Origin of the sequence: Pseudomonas putida, from assembly GCF_004357765.1 — a bacterium.
In the GTDB taxonomy this organism is placed as follows: domain Bacteria; phylum Pseudomonadota; class Gammaproteobacteria; order Pseudomonadales; family Pseudomonadaceae; genus Aquipseudomonas; species Aquipseudomonas putida_U.
In genome coordinates this window covers 106,779-124,955 of sequence record NZ_SMTE01000002.1, presented here as the reverse complement: position 1 = coordinate 124,955, position 18,177 = coordinate 106,779, and the positions used below count along the sequence as shown (strand labels likewise).

At 61.7% G+C, this 18,177-nt stretch carries 16 protein-coding genes; 9 read left to right on the top strand and 7 right to left on the bottom strand.

All coding sequences use genetic code 11. From position 1 onward, the window contains the following. The first annotated feature begins 59 nt into the window (after positions 1 to 59). On the top strand, positions 60 to 2,357 hold the full coding sequence (locus tag E2H86_RS03125) for a YgiQ family radical SAM protein (RefSeq protein WP_133324624.1): 2,298 nt from the start codon (positions 60 to 62) through the stop codon (positions 2,355 to 2,357). A gap of 117 nt (positions 2,358 to 2,474) precedes the next feature. On the opposite strand, the gene E2H86_RS03120 is transcribed toward E2H86_RS03125, so the two are convergent. Further along, positions 2,475 to 3,062 (bottom strand): TIGR00730 family Rossman fold protein, encoded by a 588-nt coding sequence (locus E2H86_RS03120; RefSeq protein ID WP_133324622.1) that lies wholly within the window; start codon positions 3,060 to 3,062, stop codon positions 2,475 to 2,477. Positions 3,063 to 3,411: 349 nt separating this feature from the next. Here E2H86_RS03120 and azu point away from each other — a divergent pair, with 349 nt between their 5' ends. Then, positions 3,412 to 3,861, top strand: a complete 450-nt coding sequence (gene azu, locus E2H86_RS03115; protein WP_133324620.1) for an azurin — start codon at positions 3,412 to 3,414, stop codon at positions 3,859 to 3,861. 102 nt (positions 3,862 to 3,963) lie between these two features. Here azu and nadE read toward each other — a convergent pair whose 3' ends face one another. Together nadE and pncB are read right to left on the bottom strand one after the other, a co-directional pair. Next, on the bottom strand, positions 3,964 to 4,791 hold the full coding sequence (gene nadE / locus E2H86_RS03110; RefSeq protein WP_133324618.1) for an ammonia-dependent NAD(+) synthetase: 828 nt from the start codon (positions 4,789 to 4,791) through the stop codon (positions 3,964 to 3,966). Positions 4,792 to 4,794: 3 nt separating this feature from the next. Then, the gene (pncB, locus tag E2H86_RS03105; RefSeq protein ID WP_133324616.1) at positions 4,795 to 6,000 is read right to left on the bottom strand and encodes a nicotinate phosphoribosyltransferase; all 1,206 of its coding nucleotides are present in this window, start codon (positions 5,998 to 6,000) and stop codon (positions 4,795 to 4,797) included. Between the two features lie 467 nt (positions 6,001 to 6,467). Between pncB and E2H86_RS03100 the strand changes: the two genes are divergently transcribed. From E2H86_RS03100 to E2H86_RS03075, 6 genes are all read left to right on the top strand, one after another. Beyond that, a complete protein-coding gene (locus E2H86_RS03100; protein WP_133324614.1) occupies positions 6,468 to 7,604 on the top strand; it encodes a branched-chain amino acid ABC transporter substrate-binding protein in 1,137 nt (378 codons plus the stop codon). Between the two features lie 157 nt (positions 7,605 to 7,761). Beyond that, positions 7,762 to 8,676: an ABC transporter permease subunit gene (locus tag E2H86_RS03095; protein WP_133324612.1), complete on the top strand. Its 915-nt coding sequence runs from the start codon at positions 7,762 to 7,764 to the stop codon at positions 8,674 to 8,676. A 2-nt stretch (positions 8,677 to 8,678) separates the two neighbouring features. Further along, complete coding sequence (gene livM / locus E2H86_RS03090) at positions 8,679 to 9,980, top strand: high-affinity branched-chain amino acid ABC transporter permease LivM (protein ID WP_133324610.1); 1,302 nt, start codon at positions 8,679 to 8,681, stop codon at positions 9,978 to 9,980. Continuing rightward, positions 9,977 to 10,852, top strand: coding sequence for an ABC transporter ATP-binding protein (locus tag E2H86_RS03085; RefSeq protein WP_133324608.1), 876 nt, complete (start codon positions 9,977 to 9,979; stop codon positions 10,850 to 10,852). Before livM ends, E2H86_RS03085 begins: the two co-directional genes overlap by 4 nt. Then, positions 10,849 to 11,565: an ABC transporter ATP-binding protein gene (locus E2H86_RS03080; RefSeq protein ID WP_133324606.1), complete on the top strand. Its 717-nt coding sequence runs from the start codon at positions 10,849 to 10,851 to the stop codon at positions 11,563 to 11,565. Before E2H86_RS03085 ends, E2H86_RS03080 begins: the two co-directional genes overlap by 4 nt. Before the next feature lie 610 nt (positions 11,566 to 12,175). Continuing rightward, a complete protein-coding gene (locus E2H86_RS03075) occupies positions 12,176 to 12,940 on the top strand; it encodes an SDR family oxidoreductase (protein ID WP_133324604.1) in 765 nt (254 codons plus the stop codon). Between the two features lie 17 nt (positions 12,941 to 12,957). On the opposite strand, the gene E2H86_RS03070 is transcribed toward E2H86_RS03075, so the two are convergent. From E2H86_RS03070 to E2H86_RS03055, 4 genes are all read right to left on the bottom strand, one after another. Then, on the bottom strand, positions 12,958 to 13,212 hold the full coding sequence (locus tag E2H86_RS03070; RefSeq protein WP_133324602.1) for a hypothetical protein: 255 nt from the start codon (positions 13,210 to 13,212) through the stop codon (positions 12,958 to 12,960). 73 nt (positions 13,213 to 13,285) lie between these two features. Then, positions 13,286 to 14,383 (bottom strand): AGE family epimerase/isomerase, encoded by a 1,098-nt coding sequence (locus E2H86_RS03065; protein ID WP_133324600.1) that lies wholly within the window; start codon positions 14,381 to 14,383, stop codon positions 13,286 to 13,288. Positions 14,384 to 14,497: 114 nt separating this feature from the next. Further along, the gene (locus E2H86_RS03060; protein WP_133324598.1) at positions 14,498 to 15,130 is read right to left on the bottom strand and encodes a TetR family transcriptional regulator; all 633 of its coding nucleotides are present in this window, start codon (positions 15,128 to 15,130) and stop codon (positions 14,498 to 14,500) included. 122 nt (positions 15,131 to 15,252) lie between these two features. Next, positions 15,253 to 15,705 carry a phage infection protein gene (locus E2H86_RS03055; RefSeq protein WP_133324596.1) on the bottom strand — a complete coding sequence of 151 codons (453 nt, stop codon included), beginning with the start codon at positions 15,703 to 15,705 and terminating at the stop codon, positions 15,253 to 15,255. A gap of 325 nt (positions 15,706 to 16,030) precedes the next feature. On the opposite strand from E2H86_RS03055, the gene E2H86_RS03050 reads away from it, so the two are divergent. Continuing rightward, complete coding sequence (locus tag E2H86_RS03050; protein WP_133324594.1) at positions 16,031 to 18,097, top strand: AsmA family protein; 2,067 nt, start codon at positions 16,031 to 16,033, stop codon at positions 18,095 to 18,097. Positions 18,098 to 18,177 lie beyond the last annotated feature (80 nt).

Below are 18,177 nucleotides of genomic sequence, written 5' to 3'. Positions count from 1 at the left end.
AAAATTTGTGCTATATTCCGCGCCCGCGATTTCCCTGCACACCAGAACCGGTCACTGACATGCAAGCAGCCAAACCTCTCTACGACTATCCCAAGTACTGGGCCGAATGCTTCGGACCAGCACCTTTCCTGCCGATGAGCAGGGAGGAGATGGATCTGCTCGGCTGGGATTCCTGCGACATCATCATCGTGACCGGTGACGCCTACGTCGACCATCCGTCGTTCGGCATGGCCATCATCGGCCGCCTGCTGGAAGCCCAGGGCTTTCGCGTAGGCATCATCGCCCAGCCGAACTGGCAGTCGAAGGACGACTTCATGAAGCTCGGCGAGCCGAACCTGTTCTTCGGTGTCGCGGCGGGCAACATGGACTCGATGATCAACCGCTACACGGCGGACAAGAAGGTTCGTTCCGACGACGCCTACACCCCCGGTGGCCTGGCCGGTGCGCGGCCGGATCGGGCCAGCCTGGTGTACAGCCAGCGCTGCAAGGAAGCCTACAAGCATGTGCCGATCGTGCTTGGCGGCATCGAGGCCTCGCTGCGCCGTATCGCCCACTATGACTATTGGCAGGACAAGGTCCGCCATTCGATCCTGATCGATGCCAGTGCCGACATCCTGCTGTTCGGCAACGCCGAGCGTGCGGTGGTCGAGGTCGCCCAGCGCCTGTCCAATGGCGAGAGGATCGAGACCATCACCGATGTGCGCGGTACCGCCTTCGTGCGTCGTGACACCCCGCAAGGCTGGTATGAGATCGACTCCACGCGGATCGACCGCCCGGGCCGGGTCGACAAGATCATCAACCCTTACGTCAACACCCAGGATACCCAGGCCTGCGCCATCGAGCAGGCCAAGGGCGAGGTGGAAGATCCGAACGAAGCCAAGGTCGTGCAGATTCTCGACAGCCCGGCCGTGACCCGGGAAAAGTCAGTGATCCGCCTGCCGTCGTTCGAAAAGGTCCGCAACGACCCGGTGCTCTATGCCCATGCCAACCGTGTGCTGCACCTGGAAACCAACCCGGGTAACGCCCGTGCCCTGGTGCAGAAGCATGGTGAGGTGGATGTGTGGTTCAACCCACCACCCATTCCCATGAGCACCGAGGAAATGGACTACGTGTTCGGCATGCCCTACGCCCGTGTGCCGCACCCGGCCTATGGCAAGCAGCGCATCCCGGCCTACGAGATGATCCGCTTCTCGGTCAACATCATGCGTGGCTGCTTCGGCGGCTGCACCTTCTGCTCGATCACCGAGCACGAAGGCCGCATCATCCAGAACCGCTCCCACGAGTCGATCCTGCACGAGATCGAGGAAATGCGTGACAAGGTGCCAGGCTTCACCGGCGTGGTCTCGGACCTCGGCGGGCCGACTGCCAACATGTACCGCATCGCCTGCAAGAGCCCCGACATCGAGAAGCACTGCCGCAAGCCGTCGTGCGTGTTCCCGGGCATCTGCGAGAACCTCAACACCGACCACAGCTCGCTGATCGAGTTGTACCGCAAGGCCCGTGCCCTGCCAGGTGTGAAGAAGATCCTGATCGCCTCGGGCCTGCGCTACGACCTGGCGGTGGAGTCCCCGGAATACGTCAAGGAACTGGTCACCCACCACGTCGGTGGTTACCTCAAGATCGCCCCGGAGCACACCGAGCGTGGCCCTCTGGACAAGATGATGAAGCCGGGCATCGGCACCTACGACCGCTTCAAGCGCATGTTCGAGAAGTTCTCGAAAGAGGCGGGCAAGGAACAGTACCTGATCCCGTACTTCATCGCCGCCCACCCAGGCACCACCGACGAAGACATGATGAACCTGGCCCTATGGCTCAAGGGCAACGGTTTCCGCGCCGATCAGGTGCAGGCCTTCTACCCGTCGCCGATGGCCTCGGCGACCGCCATGTACCACTCGGGCAAGAACCCGCTGCGCAAGGTGACCTACAAGAGCGAAGGGGTGGAGATCGTCAAGAGCGAGGAGCAGCGTCGCTTGCACAAGGCATTCCTGCGCTATCACGATCCGAAGGGCTGGCCGATGCTGCGTGAAGCATTGCAGCGCATGGGGCGTGCCGACCTGATCGGGCCGGGCAAACACCAGCTGATTCCGCTGCACCAACCGCAGACCGATAGCTACCAGAGTGCCCGCCGCAAGAACTCGACCCCGGCAGGTAGCCACAAGGTGGGCAAGGATCAGAAGATCCTGACCCAGCACACTGGTTTGCCGCCGCGTGCCAGTGATGGCAGCAAACCGTGGGACAAGCGCGAGAAAGCCAAGGCTGAGGCGTTTGCGCGCAATCAGCAGGCAGCCAAGGAGCGCAAGGAGGCGGCCAAGGGTGGCAAGGGCCGCAAGCCGCGCCAGCCGGTGATTCCGCGCTGATCTTACCAGCAGCCTGGAAAACCTGTAGGAGCGGGCTTGTCCCGCGAATGCGATGGTGAACTCACCGACGCATTCGCGGGCAAACCCGCTCCTACAGGGAGGGCGGCGTCCGACCGATCAATCAGGCTTCTTGTCGACCCACTTGGGCAGCACCGGCGCCTCGAACCGTTCCATCCCATCCAATAGCGCATCGGCCTGCTGCTCCAGCAACAGCATCGCCCGATGCTGCGGGCGCACGAAGCCTTCCTCGACGATATGGTCGAGGAAGCCGCCGAGCTTTTCATAGAAGCCATTCACATCCAGCAGCCCCAGCGGCTTGGCGTGATAGCCCAGCTGACCCCAGGTCCATACCTCGAACAGCTCCTCCAGCGTGCCCAGTCCGCCAGGCAGCGCAATGAAGGCATCGCTAAGTTCAGCCATGCGCGCCTTGCGTGCATGCATGCCATCGACGACTTCGAGGCGAGTCAGGCCCTTGTGACCGATTTCGGCGTTCATCAGACTCTGCGGGATGATTCCTATCACCTCGCCACCCGCAGCCATCGCTGCATCGGCCACAGTGCCCATCAGGCCCACCGCGCCGCCGCCATAGACCAGGGTCAGACCGCGCCGGGCAATGGCCTGGCCAAGCGCCACGGCGGCCTCTCGGTAGGCCGGGTTGGCGCCGATGCTGGCGCCACAGAAGACACAAACGGAACGTACAGGCATTGCTCATCTCCCTTCACACAGGGTGACAGGGTACGGCGCATGCCTCTCGCTTCCAAGGCAGGTGTCACTCCGGGCGGGAAAATTCGCAGATTGCACCCGTGGCGCCATGGGCGTACGCGGCAAGCATGATTTTCATGAAATGTATGTGGGACATTGGATTGCTCCTGAATGAGAGGTTGTCCCATCGTCCCGGAAAAGGGCATGATGTGCTCTTAGATTGGTTGTATACAATCCATTGAACAATTCTACTGATTGGCCGCTTGACACCCCCTTGATGCATATCAGCCAGGGGGCTCGCGTTTTCAGGCAGTCTTGCGATCGATAAAAACCCCTGCCAAGGAGATTCATGATGTTTGCGAAAGCTGTAGCGGTATCCCTGCTGACCCTCGCCAGCGCCTCCGTCTTCGCAGCCGAGTGCTCGGTGACCGTCGACTCGACCGACCAGATGTCCTACACCAGCAAGGAGTTCACCGTCGACAAGAGCTGCAAGGAATTCACCGTAAAACTGACCCACTCCGGCAAACTGCCGAAAAACGTCATGGGCCATAACCTGGTGATCAGCAAGACCGCCGATATGCAGGCCATCGCCACCGAAGGCATGAGCCAGGGCCTGGACAAGGACTACCTCAAGGCCGACAACGCCGCGATCATCGCCCACACCAAGATGATCGGCGCGCCGGAAAAGGAAACCGAAGTGAAGTTCGATACTTCCAAGCTGGAAGCCGGTGGTGACTACAGCTTCTTCTGCACCTTCCCAGGCCACATCGCGATGATGAAGGGCAAGGTTGTAGTCAAGTAACGAAAGCTGGATCGGCTTTTCGGGCTCATTCGCGGGACAAGCCCGCTCCCACAGGTTCATTAATGAGAATCTTGTGGGAGCGGGCTTGTCCCGCGAAGCTTTTTACGGGGCGAACGGCAGTTCGCGTTTGTGCTGGGTTTTGCGGTAGGTGGCGACAATAATGTCGAACGCCTGCTGATCGACCGGCTGCCCATGCAGGAAGGCGTCGATCTGCGCGTAGGTGACGCCATGGGACGCTTCGTCCGGCTTGCCCGGCTCCAGGTCTTCGAGGTCCGCCGTCGGTACTTTCTCGACCAGCGCTTCAGGTGCGCCAAAGCTGCGCGCGATCGCTCGTACCTGGTTCTTCACCAAGCCGCTCAAAGGTGCCAGGTCGCATGCGCCATCACCGAACTTGGTGAAGAAGCCCATCACCGCCTCGGCAGCATGGTCGGTGCCGATCACCAGGCCTGCGCGGGCGCCGGCGATGGTGTATTGGGCGACCATGCGGGTACGCGCCTTGACGTTGCCGACGACGAAATCGACATGGGCCGGCGCAGCGTTCTCCAGTGCTTTCACCTCAGCCGCCAGGGCGCGCACGGCAGGGGCGATATCGACGGTATGCACCTCATCGGCCTTGATCACCGCCAGGCAGGCCTGGGCGTCATGCTCATCGTGCTGGACCTGGTAGGGCAGGCGCACGGCGATGAAGCGGTAATCCGGGTCGTTCTTTTCCGCGCGCAGCTCGTTGATGGCGCGTTGCGCAAGCAGGGCGGCAGTCAGTGAGTCGACGCCGCCGCTGATTCCCAGTACCAGGGTCTTGAGCCGGGCATTACCCAGGCAATCCTTGATGAATGCCACGCGCCGGGCAACTTCGGCCTCGAGCGCAGCGGCGTCGGCAAATGGCGGCTGCACCTTCAGCGCCTGGGCAATTTCCTGCTGAACCGCTTGCATGAGTTACTCCTTGCTGGGGACTTTGAAGACATGACGCATGTAGGCGACGAAGTTGGCGTCGCGACACTGGGTCTTGGCGGCCTCGTCGGAAATTTTTGCTACCGGCGAGCCGTTGCAATCGGTCATTTTAAGCACGATGTTCATCGGCGCGACCCCCGGAATGTCGCAGGTCAGGTTGGTGCCGATACCGAAACTGACGTTGATGCGGCCGCGCAGGGCACGGAAGATTTCCAGCGAGCGGGTCAAGTTCAGGCCATCGGAAAACACCAGCGTCTTGGTCATCGGGTCGATACCCAACTTCTCGTAGTGGGCGATGGCTTTCTCGCCCCAGGCCACGGGTTCGCCCGAGTCATGGCGCAGGCCATCGAACAGCTTGGCGAAGTACAGGTCGAAATCGCCGAGGAAGGCATCCATGGTGATGCAGTCGGTCAGGGCGATGCCGAGCAGGCCGCGGTACTCGCGAACCCAGCAGTCGAGCGCGGCGATCTGGCTGTCGATCAGGCGTGGGCCGAGCTGCTGGTGGGCCATGAACCACTCGTGGGCCATGGTGCCCAGTGGCTTGATATCCAGTTTCCATGCCAGATCGACATTGCTGGTGCCGACGAAGCGGGCCGGGAAGTCATCGCGCAGCACCCGCACCACGTCTTCTTGAACGCGGCTGGAAAAACGCCGGCGGGTGCCGAAGTCGGCCACCTGCAGCTCGGACAGTTCCTCTTCGCTGGCATGCGCGCGTAGCCAGTCGAACTTACGGTAGAGCTGGTCGCGGGCTTCGGCCAGGCGCATACGTGGGTGCAATTGGCGGTTGCGGACTTCGCTGATGATCGCCAGCAGCGGCACCTCGAACAGGATCACATGCAGCCAGGGGCCGCGCAGGCGCAGGCACAGCTGGTCGTTCTCGATGCCCAGGTGGACATAGCGCAGATTGAAGCGGAACAGGCCGAGAAAACGCAGGAAATCCGGCTTGAGAAAACTGATGCGCTCGAGGAAGGCCAGTTGTCCCGGGTCCAGGGTCAGCTCGCCGAGTTGCTCGATCTGGGTGCGGATTTCTCCCAGGTAAGGCCGCAGGTCTTCACCGTTTCGGCAGCGGAACTCCCATTCCACATCGGCATCCGGATAATTGTGCAGCACGGCCTGCATCATCGTGAGCTTGTAGAAGTCGGTGTCGAGCAGGTTATGCACGATGCGCTCGGCGAATGCGCTCTCGCTCATGAGTGGCCTCCAAGGCGGCGAATGTCGGCCATTGTGCCAGTGTTTTGCGTCTTGTTGGGTCTATACCGGCCTTTTAACGGGCAATTTGGAACGTTGCGCAAGGGCCGGAAAGGACAAAACAGGTGTTTTTTTTGTGCACGGTCTAGCCTTGAAAAGGTGCTGCCTGTAGCAGTCGCGCACCAGGGGTGTGCACTTCGGTGACGTCTGTTGTTACAGGGCGGTTGCACGTTAACACTTGCTGGGGTTGCAATGATGGCACGTAAAGGTTGCTCCTTGTCTGTACGTTTGGTGGCGCCCGCCCCGTGGCAGACGGTTGCACGCTCAGTAAAGAAAAGGCCGTCGGTCGCTTCCCAGCATTCCCTTCAGTGTGTTTCTGCAAATAACAAAACCAATGGCACGGCCCTTGCTCGGAGCACAAGGCTGAGAAGTTGTAGTGCCAACCAAAAAAACTCTAGGAGCACCACCTCATGTCGCAGACGTTTTACAAGAAAGGTTTCCTGGCTCTGGCCGTAGCTACGGCACTGGGTGTTTCTTCGTATGTTCAGGCCGACGTCAAGATCGGTGTCGCGGGGCCCATGACCGGTGCCAACGCAGCGTTTGGTGAGCAGTACATGAAAGGTGCCCAGGCGGCGGCCGACAAGATCAACGCCGCCGGCGGCGTGAACGGCGAAAAGATCGTCTTGGTCAAAGGTGACGATGCCTGTGAGCCGAAGCAGGCCGTGGCCGTGGCCAACCGCCTGGTCGACCAGGACAAAGTCATCGGTGTGGTCGGACATTTCTGTTCTTCCAACACCATTCCCGCCTCCGAGGTGTATGACGAAGCCGGCGTGATCGCCATCACCCCCGGCTCTACCAACCCGCAAGTCACCGAGCGCGGCCTGTCTGCGATGTTCCGTATGTGTGGTCGTGACGACCAGCAAGGCATCGTTGCCGGCGATTACATCGTCGATGTGCTCAAGGGCAAGAAGGTCGCGGTATTGCACGACAAGGATACCTACGGCCAGGGCCTGGCGGATGCGACCAAGGCGCAGTTGGAGAAACGCGGCGTCAAGCCGGTGCTGTACGAAGGCCTGACCCGTGGCGAGAAAGATTTCAGCGCCGTGGTCACCAAGATCCGTGCCGCCGGTGCCGACGTGGTCTACTTCGGTGGTCTGCATCCGGAAGCCGGCCCCTTGGTGCGACAACTGCGCGAGCAGGGCCTGAAGGACGTCAAGTTCATGTCCGATGATGGCATCGTCACCGATGAGTTGGTGGCCACTGCCGGTGGCGCCCAGTACGTGGACGGCGTGTACATGACCTTCGGCGCCGACCCGCGCCTGCTGCCGGACAGCAAAGCCGTGGTGGAAGAGTTCCGTAAAGCCGGTACTGAGCCTGAAGGCTACACCCTGTACGCCTACGCCTCTCTGCAAGCCCTGGCCGCGGCCTTCAACGGCGCCAAGTCGAACAATGGCGAGGACGCCGCCAAGTGGCTCAAGGCCAATCCGGTGCAGACCGTCATGGGCGAGAAGAAGTGGGATAGCAAGGGTGACCTGACCGTTTCCGACTACGTGGTCTATCAGTGGGACGCCCAAGGCAAGTACCACCAGCTGGAAAAACAAAAATAACAACGGCCACCGGCCCGGGTGCGCATTCACCCGGGTCCAGGCCCCGCGGTACCTGTCTTTATCCGTAGATCTGCACAGTACTGCGCTGCGAGGGCTGCTCTGTTCGAGGCCCGCCGTGGTCGGCGCTCGTGCAATCTCAATCAGGTGAGATTGCGTTATGGATGGTATTTTCCTGCAGCAACTGGTCAATGGCCTGACCCTAGGGTCGGTCTATGGCCTGATCGCCATCGGCTACACAATGGTCTATGGCATCATCGGCATGATCAACTTCGCGCACGGCGAGGTGTATATGATCTCCGCTTACCTCGCGGCGATCAGCCTGGCATTGCTGGCTTACTTCGGTATCGAATCCTTCCCGCTGCTGATGCTCGGCACGCTGTTGTTCACCGTCGTCGTCACCGGCGTCTATGGCTTCACCATCGAGCGCATCGCATACAAACCCTTGCGTAACTCCACCCGTCTGGCTCCGCTGATCAGTGCTATCGGTATTTCGCTGATCCTGCAGAACTACGCGCAGATCAGCCAGGGCGCTCGCCAGCAAGGCGTGCCGACCCTGCTCGAAGGGGCCATGCGTATCGAGGTCGGCAGCGGCTTCGTGCAACTGACCTACACCAAGATCTTCATTCTGGTAGCCGCCTTCGTCGGCATGGGCCTGCTCACCTACGTGATCAAGTACACCAAGCTCGGTCGTATGTGCCGCGCTACCCAGCAAGACCGCAAGATGGCCTCGATCCTCGGCATCAATACCGACCGAGTGATTTCCTACGTGTTCGTCATCGGTGCGGTGATGGCCGCTCTGGCTGGCGTACTGATCACCATGAACTACGGCACCTTCGACTTCTACGCCGGCTTCATCATCGGCATCAAGGCGTTCACCGCCGCGGTGCTCGGCGGTATCGGTTCGCTGCCCGGCGCCATGCTCGGCGGCATCATCCTGGGGATTTCCGAGTCGCTGTTCTCGGGCCTGATCAACTCCGACTACAAGGATGTGTTCAGTTTCTCGCTGCTGGTACTGATCCTTATCTTCCGCCCGCAAGGCCTGCTGGGCCGTCCGCTCGTGGCTAAGGTGTGAACATGTCCGTTGCCAAAACTGCCTCAGTATCCGAAACCAAGGGTTTCGATCTCAAACGCAGCCTGCTGGAGACCATCGTCGCCGGCCTGCTGGCGCTCATCGTATTCGGCCCAGTCGTTGGCGTCGTGCTCGACGGCTACAGCTTCAATGCCCAACCTGCGCGCGTGGCGTGGTTGGTCGGTGGGGTGATGATCGGGCGCTTCCTGCTCAGCCTGTATCTGCAGTCGGCGAGCGGCCAACGCGTATTGCAGGGCTTCGACAGCGGCGGCTCCGGCGTGCACGTGCTGGCGCCGGGCTACAAGTCGCGGCTGCGCTACATCATCCCGGCGCTGATCGTGATCGCCATCGTGTTCCCGATCTTCGCCAACAAGTATCTGCTGACTGTGGTCATCCTCGGCCTGATCTACGTGTTGTTGGGCCTGGGCCTGAACATCGTGGTGGGTCTGGCAGGGCTGCTCGACCTGGGCTACGTGGCGTTCTATGCCATCGGTGCCTATGGCCTGGCGCTGGGTTATCAGTACCTTGGGCTTGGTTTCTGGAGCGTACTGCCTCTGGCGGCCATCGCCGCAGCCCTGGCCGGGTGCATTCTAGGGTTCCCGGTATTGCGCATGCACGGCGACTACCTGGCGATCGTGACCCTGGGCTTTGGTGAGATCATCCGCCTGGTGCTCAACAACTGGCTGTCGTTCACCGGTGGTCCGAACGGCATGCCGGCGCCGTCGCCGACCTTCCTGGGCCTGGAGTTCGGCCGCCGGGCCAAGGACGGTGGGGTGCCGTTCCATGAGTTCTTCGGCATCGACTACAACCCTAACGTGAAATTCCTGTTCATCTACGTCGTGCTGTTCCTGGTGGTGCTGGCAGTGCTGTACATCAAGCATCGCCTGACCCGCATGCCGGTCGGGCGTGCCTGGGAAGCGTTGCGCGAGGACGAGATCGCCTGCCGCTCGATGGGCCTGAACCACGTCCTGGTCAAGCTCTCGGCGTTCACGCTGGGTGCCTCCACCGCAGGCCTTGCGGGGGTGTTCTTTGCCACCTACCAAGGCTTCGTCAACCCCTCCTCGTTCACCTTCTTCGAGTCGGCGCTGATTCTGGCCATCGTCGTGCTCGGCGGGATGGGCTCGACGGTGGGCGTGGTGATCGCGGCCTTCGTGCTCACCGTGGCGCCGGAGTTGTTGCGCAGTTTCTCCGAGTACCGGGTGCTGCTGTTCGGTGTGCTGATGGTGCTGATGATGATCTGGCGACCGCGGGGGCTGATCCGCATCAGCCGTACCGGTGTGGTTCCGCGTAAAGGAGTGGCGCCATGAGCGACGATATCATTCTCTCGGTCGACAATCTGATGATGCACTTCGGTGGCATCAAGGCGCTCAGCGATGTCAGTCTGAAGGTCCGGCGCAATCAGATCTTCGCTCTGATCGGCCCTAACGGCGCGGGCAAGACCACCGTGTTCAACTGCCTGACCGGCTTCTACAAGGCCAGTGGCGGGCGCATCGAACTGAACCTGCGTGGCAGCCAGACCAACGTCATCCAGTTGCTCGGCGAGCGCTTCCAGGCCGCCGACTTCGTTTCGCCTGCGCGCTTGGGCAAGCGCATTTACTACAAGATGTTCGGCGGAACCCACCTGGTCAACCGCGCCGGGCTGGCGCGAACTTTCCAGAACATCCGCCTGTTCAAGGAAATGTCGGTGGTGGAGAACCTGCTGGTGGCCCAGCACATGTGGGTCAACCGCAACCTGCTGGCCGGTGTGCTCAATACCAAGGCCTACCGCAAGGCCGAGAGCGATGCCCTGGACCATGCGTTCTACTGGCTGGAAGTCGTCGACCTGGTCGACTGCGCCAACCGCCTGGCCGGTGAGCTTTCCTACGGCCAGCAGCGGCGTCTGGAAATCGCTCGGGCCATGTGCACCCGACCCAAGATCATCTGCCTGGACGAGCCGGCCGCCGGCCTCAACCCACAGGAAACCGAGGCCTTGAGCCGCATGATCCGCGTGCTGCGCGACGAGCACGACATCACCGTGGTGCTGATCGAGCACGACATGGGCATGGTCATGAGCATTTCCGACCATATCGTGGTGCTGGACCACGGCACCGTGATTGCCGAAGGTACGCCACAGGATATCCGCCACAACCCGACAGTGATCGCCGCCTACCTGGGTGCGGATGAAGAGGAGCTGGTATGAGCGCGCCCATTCTCGAACTGCGTGACCTGGATGTGTTCTACGGGCCGATCCAGGCGCTGAAGAAGGTGTCGATGCACATCGACGAAGGCGAGACGGTGAGCCTGATCGGTGCCAATGGTGCCGGCAAGTCCACCTTGCTGATGTCGATCTTCGGCCAGCCGCGCGCGGCGTCGGGCCACATCGTCTATCGCGGCACCGACATCACCCGCAAGTCGTCGCACTACATCGCCTCCAACGGCATCGCCCAATCGCCGGAGGGGCGGCGGGTGTTCCCCGACATGAGCGTCGAGGAAAACCTGATGATGGGCACCATCCCCATCGGTGACAAGCATGCCGACGAAGACATGCAGCGTATGTACGAGCTGTTCCCGCGGCTCAAGGAGCGGCGTAACCAGCGCGCCATGACCATGTCCGGTGGCGAGCAGCAGATGCTGGCCATCGCACGTGCTTTGATGAGTCGGCCTAAGTTGCTGTTGCTCGACGAGCCGTCGCTTGGCCTGGCACCGATCGTGGTCAAGCAGATCTTCGCCACCTTGCGTGAGCTGGCGCAGACCGGGATGACCATTTTCCTCGTCGAGCAAAATGCCAACCATGCCTTGAAGCTGTCAGACCGGGCCTATGTGATGGTCAACGGAGAGATCCGCATGACCGGTACGGGGCAGGAGCTGTTGGCCAACGAAGAGGTGCGCAACGCTTACCTCGGCGGGCATTGATGCCGTATCGCCGGCTTGCCGGCGATAAGGCCCAAAAGCTTCGCACTACCTATGTGGACAACTTGTCGCACAACGTTCTGACGCCATCCCATCTTTCTCTCCCAAGCCATTGTTTCCACAGGTTGATCTTTTCCACGGATAATGTGGAAGCGCCTGTGGAAAACATGGTGGCACCTGGCCGGAATCCACGGCTTGCAAGGGCTCCAGGCGAACGCTCGTTTTTTGATCAGTCGCGCTCTGTGGATGTTTTTCTTCACGTTTAAGCGCCGACGGGCTCGCTTTCGAACAGCGTTGAGTCTGTGGATAAGTCTGTGAAAAAGCCTTGGACAGACTGCTGCAAGCGGCGGACTTGAAAGCGTTGCGCCATTACACTCCGAGATGACCAGGACCCCTGTACGCTGAAAGGGTTCCGCCCGGTCGTCCAGTTGCCCCCAATCGGTGGGGAAAGCCTTGTGGATAACATGCGCATAGGTGCCGCGGAAGCCTCTGTCATGGGGGTTTGGCGAAACTGTACAAAAAATGACCAGACGCTCGTGCGGCTTGCTCAGCTCGTCAGCGGAGGGCATGCTGCAAGCCCTGTCGACGATTCATCCACAGCGAGGAACACTGCATGACGTCCACCGTATTCATCACTGGCGCGACATCCGGGTTTGGTGAAGCCACCGCACGGCGTTTCGCCGATGCAGGCTGGAAGCTGGTGCTTACCGGCCGACGCAAGGAGCGTCTGGACGCCCTCTGCGCGGAACTGTCGGCAAAGACCGAAGTGCACGGCCTGGTACTCGATGTGCGCGACCGTCAAGCCGTGGAAGCAGCGATCGCCAGCCTCCCGCCGACGTTCGACAAGCTGCAGGCGCTGGTCAACAACGCAGGCCTTGCCTTGGGCGTGGAGGCGGCGCAGAACTGTAGCCTCGACGACTGGGAAACCATGGTCGATACCAACATCAAGGGGCTGATCTACACCACCCGGCTGTTGCTGCCGCGCCTGATCGCTCACGGACGTGGCGCCTCGATCCTCAACGTAGGTTCCGTGGCAGGCAACTACCCGTATCCGGGCAGTAACGTGTATGGCGGCACCAAGGCCTTCGTCGGTCAATTCTCGTTGAGTCTGCGCTGCGACCTGCGTGGCACTGGTGTGCGGGTGAGCAACATCGAGCCGGGGCTGTGCGAAAGCGAGTTTTCGCTGGTGCGCTTCGGCGGTGATCAGGCCAAGTACGACGCCACCTATGCTGGCGCCGAACCAATCCAGCCGCAGGACATCGCCGAGACCATTTTCTGGATCCTCAACCAGCCTGCACACATCAACATCAACAGCCTCGAGTTGATGCCCGTGAGCCAGGATTGGGCAGGGTTCTCGATCGATCGGTCGAAGGGCTGAGCTGGAAGCAGTGAGCGTTATTTGGAGATCATCTTCACGTAGGTTTCGTACGTTTTGAGTACGCCCAGCTCCTGCAGTACATCGTTGACGGCATCATGCAGCCCATGGTCTTCCCAGGTTGCCGTGCCGTCGAGCACACGGCGAACGCTCAACAGGAACCCAAGCTTGCCGTAGGCAATGTGATCCAGGTCGGGTTTCTTCTTCGTGGCGATCTGCTTGGCTGCAAGATCGATCTGGGACTCGACAAATTCCTTGAGGTCTTTGCGTTCCATGATAAGGCTCCCGGTTGTGGAGCCTTCAATCTAACAACCCGTCGATAGGGTCGCTACTGGCAGAAATGCCAGGTCAGCCGGCGCCGGACAGCCCCTCGAGACAGGTCGCCAGGTGATAGGGCGTGGTCGAAGGCATGTCGTGCCGACTGACCGCCCCCTCACCATCGCGGCACTCATGCCAGCCTGCCTCGTGCAAGAAGCGAGTTTGCAAAGCCTGTAGCTGCCTGCGCAGGGTCGCCTCGTTGCCAGGGCGCAGCGCCAGCGCCCGCAGGTACTCTGCCTGGGCCCAGATGCGCTGGGTCGCATCGAGCACATTGCCTTGTGCATCGAGCATCGCCAGCACCGCCGAATCCTTGACCCCGCATTGCTCGGCAAAGGTGAAGGCGCGGCCGATGGAGCTGTGCAGGGCAGTGCCGCGCAGCAGGGGCGAGGTGTCCAACAGATAGAACCATTCGAACTGGTGGCCAGGCTCGAACCAGTTATCCACAGCACCGCGAGGCTTCTCGAGCATCAGGCCGTGCTGCGGTTCGATGAAATGCGCCTGCAAGGCTTCGCACAACTGCAACAACGCCTGGCGTACCGCTGCATCGTCGCGCACAGCGAGCACCTGCAGAAAGGCCTCGGCCAGATGCATTTGCGGGTTCTGCAGTGGGCCGCTGGCGAGATCGCCCCAGTCCTCGGCAAGGCTGGCCTCGTACAGACCATCGTCGCGGGCGAACTGCTCGGCGATCACTTCGAGGGCCGCATTGAGTGTGGATTCCACCAGGCTGTCACCGCTCTTGCCCCAATAGTGCGCGCAGGCGAAGACGATGAAAGCGTGGGTATAGAGGTCCTTGCGCCGATCCAGCGGTTTGCCGGCGGCATCGATGCTGTAGAACCAGCCACCGTGCTCGGCGTCGTGGAAGTGCTTTTGCAGCGATCGGAACAGTGCGGCTGCCCGCTGAGCTGCCCCCGGCTGCTCGATGCGGCTGCTGAACAGGTACAGCTGGCGAGCGCAGGCCATTGCCCGGTAGCGTTGCACCGGGAGCGGCCGGTGTTCGGCATCCAACGCCTCGTAGGGCAGGGCCATTTCGGCGTTCCAGCCTGGGCCTTGCCACAGCGGCACGATGCGTTGGGCAAAGTGTTGGTTGAAGCGGGCCAGTTCGGGCAGGGCGGGGCGGGGGTCGGACATGAAGGCGCTCGTCGCAATCGGGCAGGGCGCCATGGTAGCAGAACTGCGATGGTGGGTTGTCTGTGCGGGTCCCTTCGCGGGCAAACCGGCGAAGGGGCCCACACAGACAACCCATCAACCGGGGCTGCCTAGCCCTTGCCAATACCGCGCCCCGACGAAAATGAAGCGCAGCTGTTGGGTGATTTTTTCCTGGGCGCTCAGGGCCTGTGGATAACCCGGCTCAGGGCTGTCGATCAACTCGGGCAACGTGGCGAACACGGTCTTCACCACCAGGTCCGCCATCACTGCCAGGGCTGCGTCGTCCAGGTGCTGCCAGCGCTGCATCCGCGCAAGATCGGTGGCCAGGTCATCGCTGATGCCCTGGCGCAGACGGGCGATGGCCTGGCGGACAACCTGGGAGCCGCCGTACTGCTCGCGGGCCAGGAACAGGAACTGGGCGCGGTGGGCGGCCACCACATCGAGAAAGATCCGCACGGAGGCATCGGTGATGCCACCGAGTTCGAACTCGTTGTGTCGGACCAGGCGGATAGTATGGCGAAAAGTGGCGTCGACCTCGGCGACCAAGGCCAGTCCCAAGGCATCCATGTCGGAAAAGTGTCGGTAGAAACCGGTAGGCACGATCCCCGCGGCCTTGGCCACTTCGCGCAAGCTGATGCTGCCGAAACCGCGGCCGCTCTCCATCAGCAGGCAGGCGGCATCGAGCAGGGCCTGGCGGGTCTGTAGCTTCTGTTCGGCACGCGGCAGCATGGGGCACGCTTCTGTGGCGGTTGAGGCCGGCACTCTAGTTAAAAAAACGAAGCCCGGTCAATGGACCGGGCTGGGAGGGGAGCAGGCACGATTGGGTGGATTGTTCTTATCGGCCATGATGATCAGCTCATGTGGCTGAGTTCGACCAGGCGATCGGAACCTCCCTCGGCCACGCGGCTGCTGCGTTCGATCAGGCGATCGGAACCTCCCTCGGCCACGCGGCTGCTGCGTTCGATCAGGCGATCGGAACCGCCTTCGGCCACGCGGCTGCTGCGTTCGATCAGGCGATCGGAACCTCCCTCGGCCACGCGGCTGCTGCGTTCGATCAGGCGATCGGAACCGCCTTCGGCCACGCGGCTGCTGCGTTCGATCAGGCGATCGGAACCGCCTTCGGCCACGCGGCTGCTGCGTTCGATCAGGCGATCGGAACCCCCTTCAGCCACGGTTTTCAGCGGTTGGGCCACGCTTGCGGAAGGAGAACGCGCTTCGGAGGTGAGTGCCTGGTCGTCAGCCGGCATGGCGAATGCGTTGGCAGCAAGGATGGACAGGGTGAGCGTAAGAAGTTGGCGTTTCATGTCTGATTGCTCCTCTGGGGGGGCGGGAAAGTGGGTACGGAGCCAATGCTACGCTTGGCCCGGCCAGAGAAAAGTTCATCCGCATAATGGTAACAATCGACGTGATTGATAGCCTGGCTAAAGTGCTCTGGAACAGGCGTTACAAGTGGGTAGTGGCTTTCTGCTAGCAAGCGTTTTCCAGCAGGAAGCTGAGCGGCAGGACAAAAAACAGCGGCTATCATGGCGCTCCGATAAAACCCTCAGGGCTTTCATCAGTCCGATTTAGCAAGGCCATCACGGCCAGCGTTTCACCGTTTCGTGCCGTGTCCAAAAGGAGAACCACGCAATGACGCGCCCCGCCAGAATCCTCGTCTGGACCCTCACCAGCCTGCTTACGCTAGTGGCCATCCTGGTGGTGGTGATCGCCACGTTCGACTGGAACCGCGTCAAACCGATGTTGAACGACAAGGTCTCCGAGGCCCTTCACCGGCCTTTCGCGATCAACGGCAACCTCGCCGTGAAATGGCGCACCGAGCCTGAGGAAGGCGGCTGGCGCGCATGGGTGCCATGGCCGCACTTCATCGCCGAAGACATCACCTTGGGCAATCCCGACTGGCTCAAGGAGCCGCAGATGGCTGGCCTGGAGCGCGTCGAATTCCGTTTGGCGCCGCTGCCCCTGGTGTTCCAGCAGATCGTCATTCCGCGTATCGACCTGACCAAGCCCAGTGCCAGCCTGACCCGTCTGGCCGATGGCCGGGCCAACTGGACCTTCGATTTCGGGCCAAAGGATGAACACGAGGAACCGTCCAAGTGGGTGCTGGACATCGGTGCCATTGGCTTCGACCAGGGCAATGTCAGCTTCGACGACCAGACCCTGAAAACCCGTATGAAGGTGCAGATCGACCCGCTCGGCAAGCCGATCCCGTTCAGCGAGATCGTCGGCAAGGCCGATGCCGAGAAGGCCGGCGGCGCCCAGGACTATGCGTTCGGGCTCAAGGTCGAGGGTCGCTACAAGAACCAGCCAGTATCCGGTACCGGCAAGATCGGCGGCCTGTTGGCACTGCAGGATGCCCAGCAGCCGTTCCCGCTGCAGGCCGACGTGCGCATCGCCGACACCCATGTGGTGCTGGCCGGTACTCTGACCGATCCGCGCAACCTTGGCGCATTGGACCTGCGTCTGCGTCTGTCGGGCGCGAGCCTGGGCAATCTCTACCCGCTGACCGGCGTGACCCTGCCGGACACCCCGGCCTATTCCACCGACGGCCATCTGCGCGCCAACCTGCACGCCGCTCAAGGGGCCACCTTCGACTACCAGGGCTTCAACGGCAAGATAGGCGACAGTGACATTCATGGCGACCTGTCTTTCGTCGCGAGCCAGCCGCGCCCCAAGCTGTCGGGGAATCTGGTTTCCAACCAGTTGCTGTTCAAGGACCTGGCCCCACTGATCGGAGCCGATTCCAACGCCGAGCAGAAAGCCCGCGGCGGCGCCAGCAAGCAGCCGGCCGACAAGGTGCTGCCGGTGGAGGAGTTCCGCACTGAGCGCTGGCGCGCCATGGACGCCGACGTCACCTTCGCTGGCAAGCGCATCGTGCACAGCGAGAAGCTGCCATTCAACGACCTGGCAGCTCATGTGATCCTCGAAGATGGGCTGCTGCGCCTGCAGCCGCTGCGGTTTGGCGTGGCCGGGGGCAACCTGTCCTCGGTTATCCGCCTCGATGGCCGCAGCGTGCCACTGCAAGGCCATGCCAGGCTCACCGCGCGCGGGTTCAAGCTCAAGGAACTGTTTCCCACGTTCGCGCCCATGCAGACCAGCTTCGGTCAACTGAACGGTGACGCCGACGTCCGTGGCCGCGGTAACTCGGTGGCGGCGCTGCTGGGGACGGCCAATGGCGATCTGCGCCTGTTGATCAACGATGGCGCCATCAGCCGCAGCCTGATGGAAATCGCCGGGCTCAACGTGGGCAATTACGTGATCGGCAAGCTGTTCGGCGATGAAGAGGTGAAGATCAACTGTGCGGCGGCGGACGTAGGTATCAAAGATGGCCTAGCCACCACCCGGCTGTTCATCTTCGACACCGAGAACGCGATCATCCACATCAACGGCACCGCCAATTTTGCCAGCGAACAGCTGGACCTGAAGATCACGCCCGAGTCCAAAGGCCTGCGCCTGTTCTCGCTGCGCTCGCCGTTGTACGTGCGCGGGTCGTTCGCCAAGCCAAGTGCGGGGGTGCAGGCTGTGCCGCTGGCGCTGCGTGGCGCGGGCATGGTCGCTCTGGGGGTGGCGGTGGGGCCGGCAGCCGGGTTGCTGGCACTGATCGCGCCCAGCAGTGGTGATGAGCCCAACCAATGCACACCGTTGCTCGAACAGATGAAAGCCGGCAAGGCGCCGGCTGCGGTGAAGGGTAAGAAATAGCAAGGGATTGCGGAGGGTGCGCTTGGCTTGAGGGGTGTAGGGCGGCGGATATCGAGCGCCGCCCGCGCGGCGCTCGCTAT

Excerpts from the sequence above, each read along its gene's own strand:
- E2H86_RS03075 (WP_133324604.1), top strand. The coding sequence starts at position 12,176 with ATGACGTCCACCGTATTCATCACTGGCGCGACATCCGGGTTTGGTGAA.
- E2H86_RS03080 (WP_133324606.1), top strand. The coding sequence starts at position 10,849 with ATGAGCGCGCCCATTCTCGAACTGCGTGACCTGGATGTGTTCTACGGG.
- livM (WP_133324610.1), top strand. The coding sequence starts at position 8,679 with ATGTCCGTTGCCAAAACTGCCTCAGTATCCGAAACCAAGGGTTTCGAT.
- E2H86_RS03065 (WP_133324600.1), bottom strand. The coding sequence starts at position 14,383 with ATGTCCGACCCCCGCCCCGCCCTGCCCGAACTGGCCCGCTTCAACCAA.
- E2H86_RS03055 (WP_133324596.1), bottom strand. The coding sequence starts at position 15,705 with ATGAAACGCCAACTTCTTACGCTCACCCTGTCCATCCTTGCTGCCAAC.
- E2H86_RS03050 (WP_133324594.1), top strand. The coding sequence starts at position 16,031 with ATGACGCGCCCCGCCAGAATCCTCGTCTGGACCCTCACCAGCCTGCTT.
- azu (WP_133324620.1), top strand. The coding sequence starts at position 3,412 with ATGTTTGCGAAAGCTGTAGCGGTATCCCTGCTGACCCTCGCCAGCGCC.
- E2H86_RS03120 (WP_133324622.1), bottom strand. The coding sequence starts at position 3,062 with ATGCCTGTACGTTCCGTTTGTGTCTTCTGTGGCGCCAGCATCGGCGCC.
- nadE (WP_133324618.1), bottom strand. The coding sequence starts at position 4,791 with ATGCAAGCGGTTCAGCAGGAAATTGCCCAGGCGCTGAAGGTGCAGCCG.
- E2H86_RS03070 (WP_133324602.1), bottom strand. The coding sequence starts at position 13,212 with ATGGAACGCAAAGACCTCAAGGAATTTGTCGAGTCCCAGATCGATCTT.
- E2H86_RS03100 (WP_133324614.1), top strand. The coding sequence starts at position 6,468 with ATGTCGCAGACGTTTTACAAGAAAGGTTTCCTGGCTCTGGCCGTAGCT.
- E2H86_RS03095 (WP_133324612.1), top strand. The coding sequence starts at position 7,762 with ATGGATGGTATTTTCCTGCAGCAACTGGTCAATGGCCTGACCCTAGGG.
- E2H86_RS03125 (WP_133324624.1), top strand. The coding sequence starts at position 60 with ATGCAAGCAGCCAAACCTCTCTACGACTATCCCAAGTACTGGGCCGAA.
- pncB (WP_133324616.1), bottom strand. The coding sequence starts at position 6,000 with ATGAGCGAGAGCGCATTCGCCGAGCGCATCGTGCATAACCTGCTCGAC.
- E2H86_RS03085 (WP_133324608.1), top strand. The coding sequence starts at position 9,977 with ATGAGCGACGATATCATTCTCTCGGTCGACAATCTGATGATGCACTTC.
- E2H86_RS03060 (WP_133324598.1), bottom strand. The coding sequence starts at position 15,130 with ATGCTGCCGCGTGCCGAACAGAAGCTACAGACCCGCCAGGCCCTGCTC.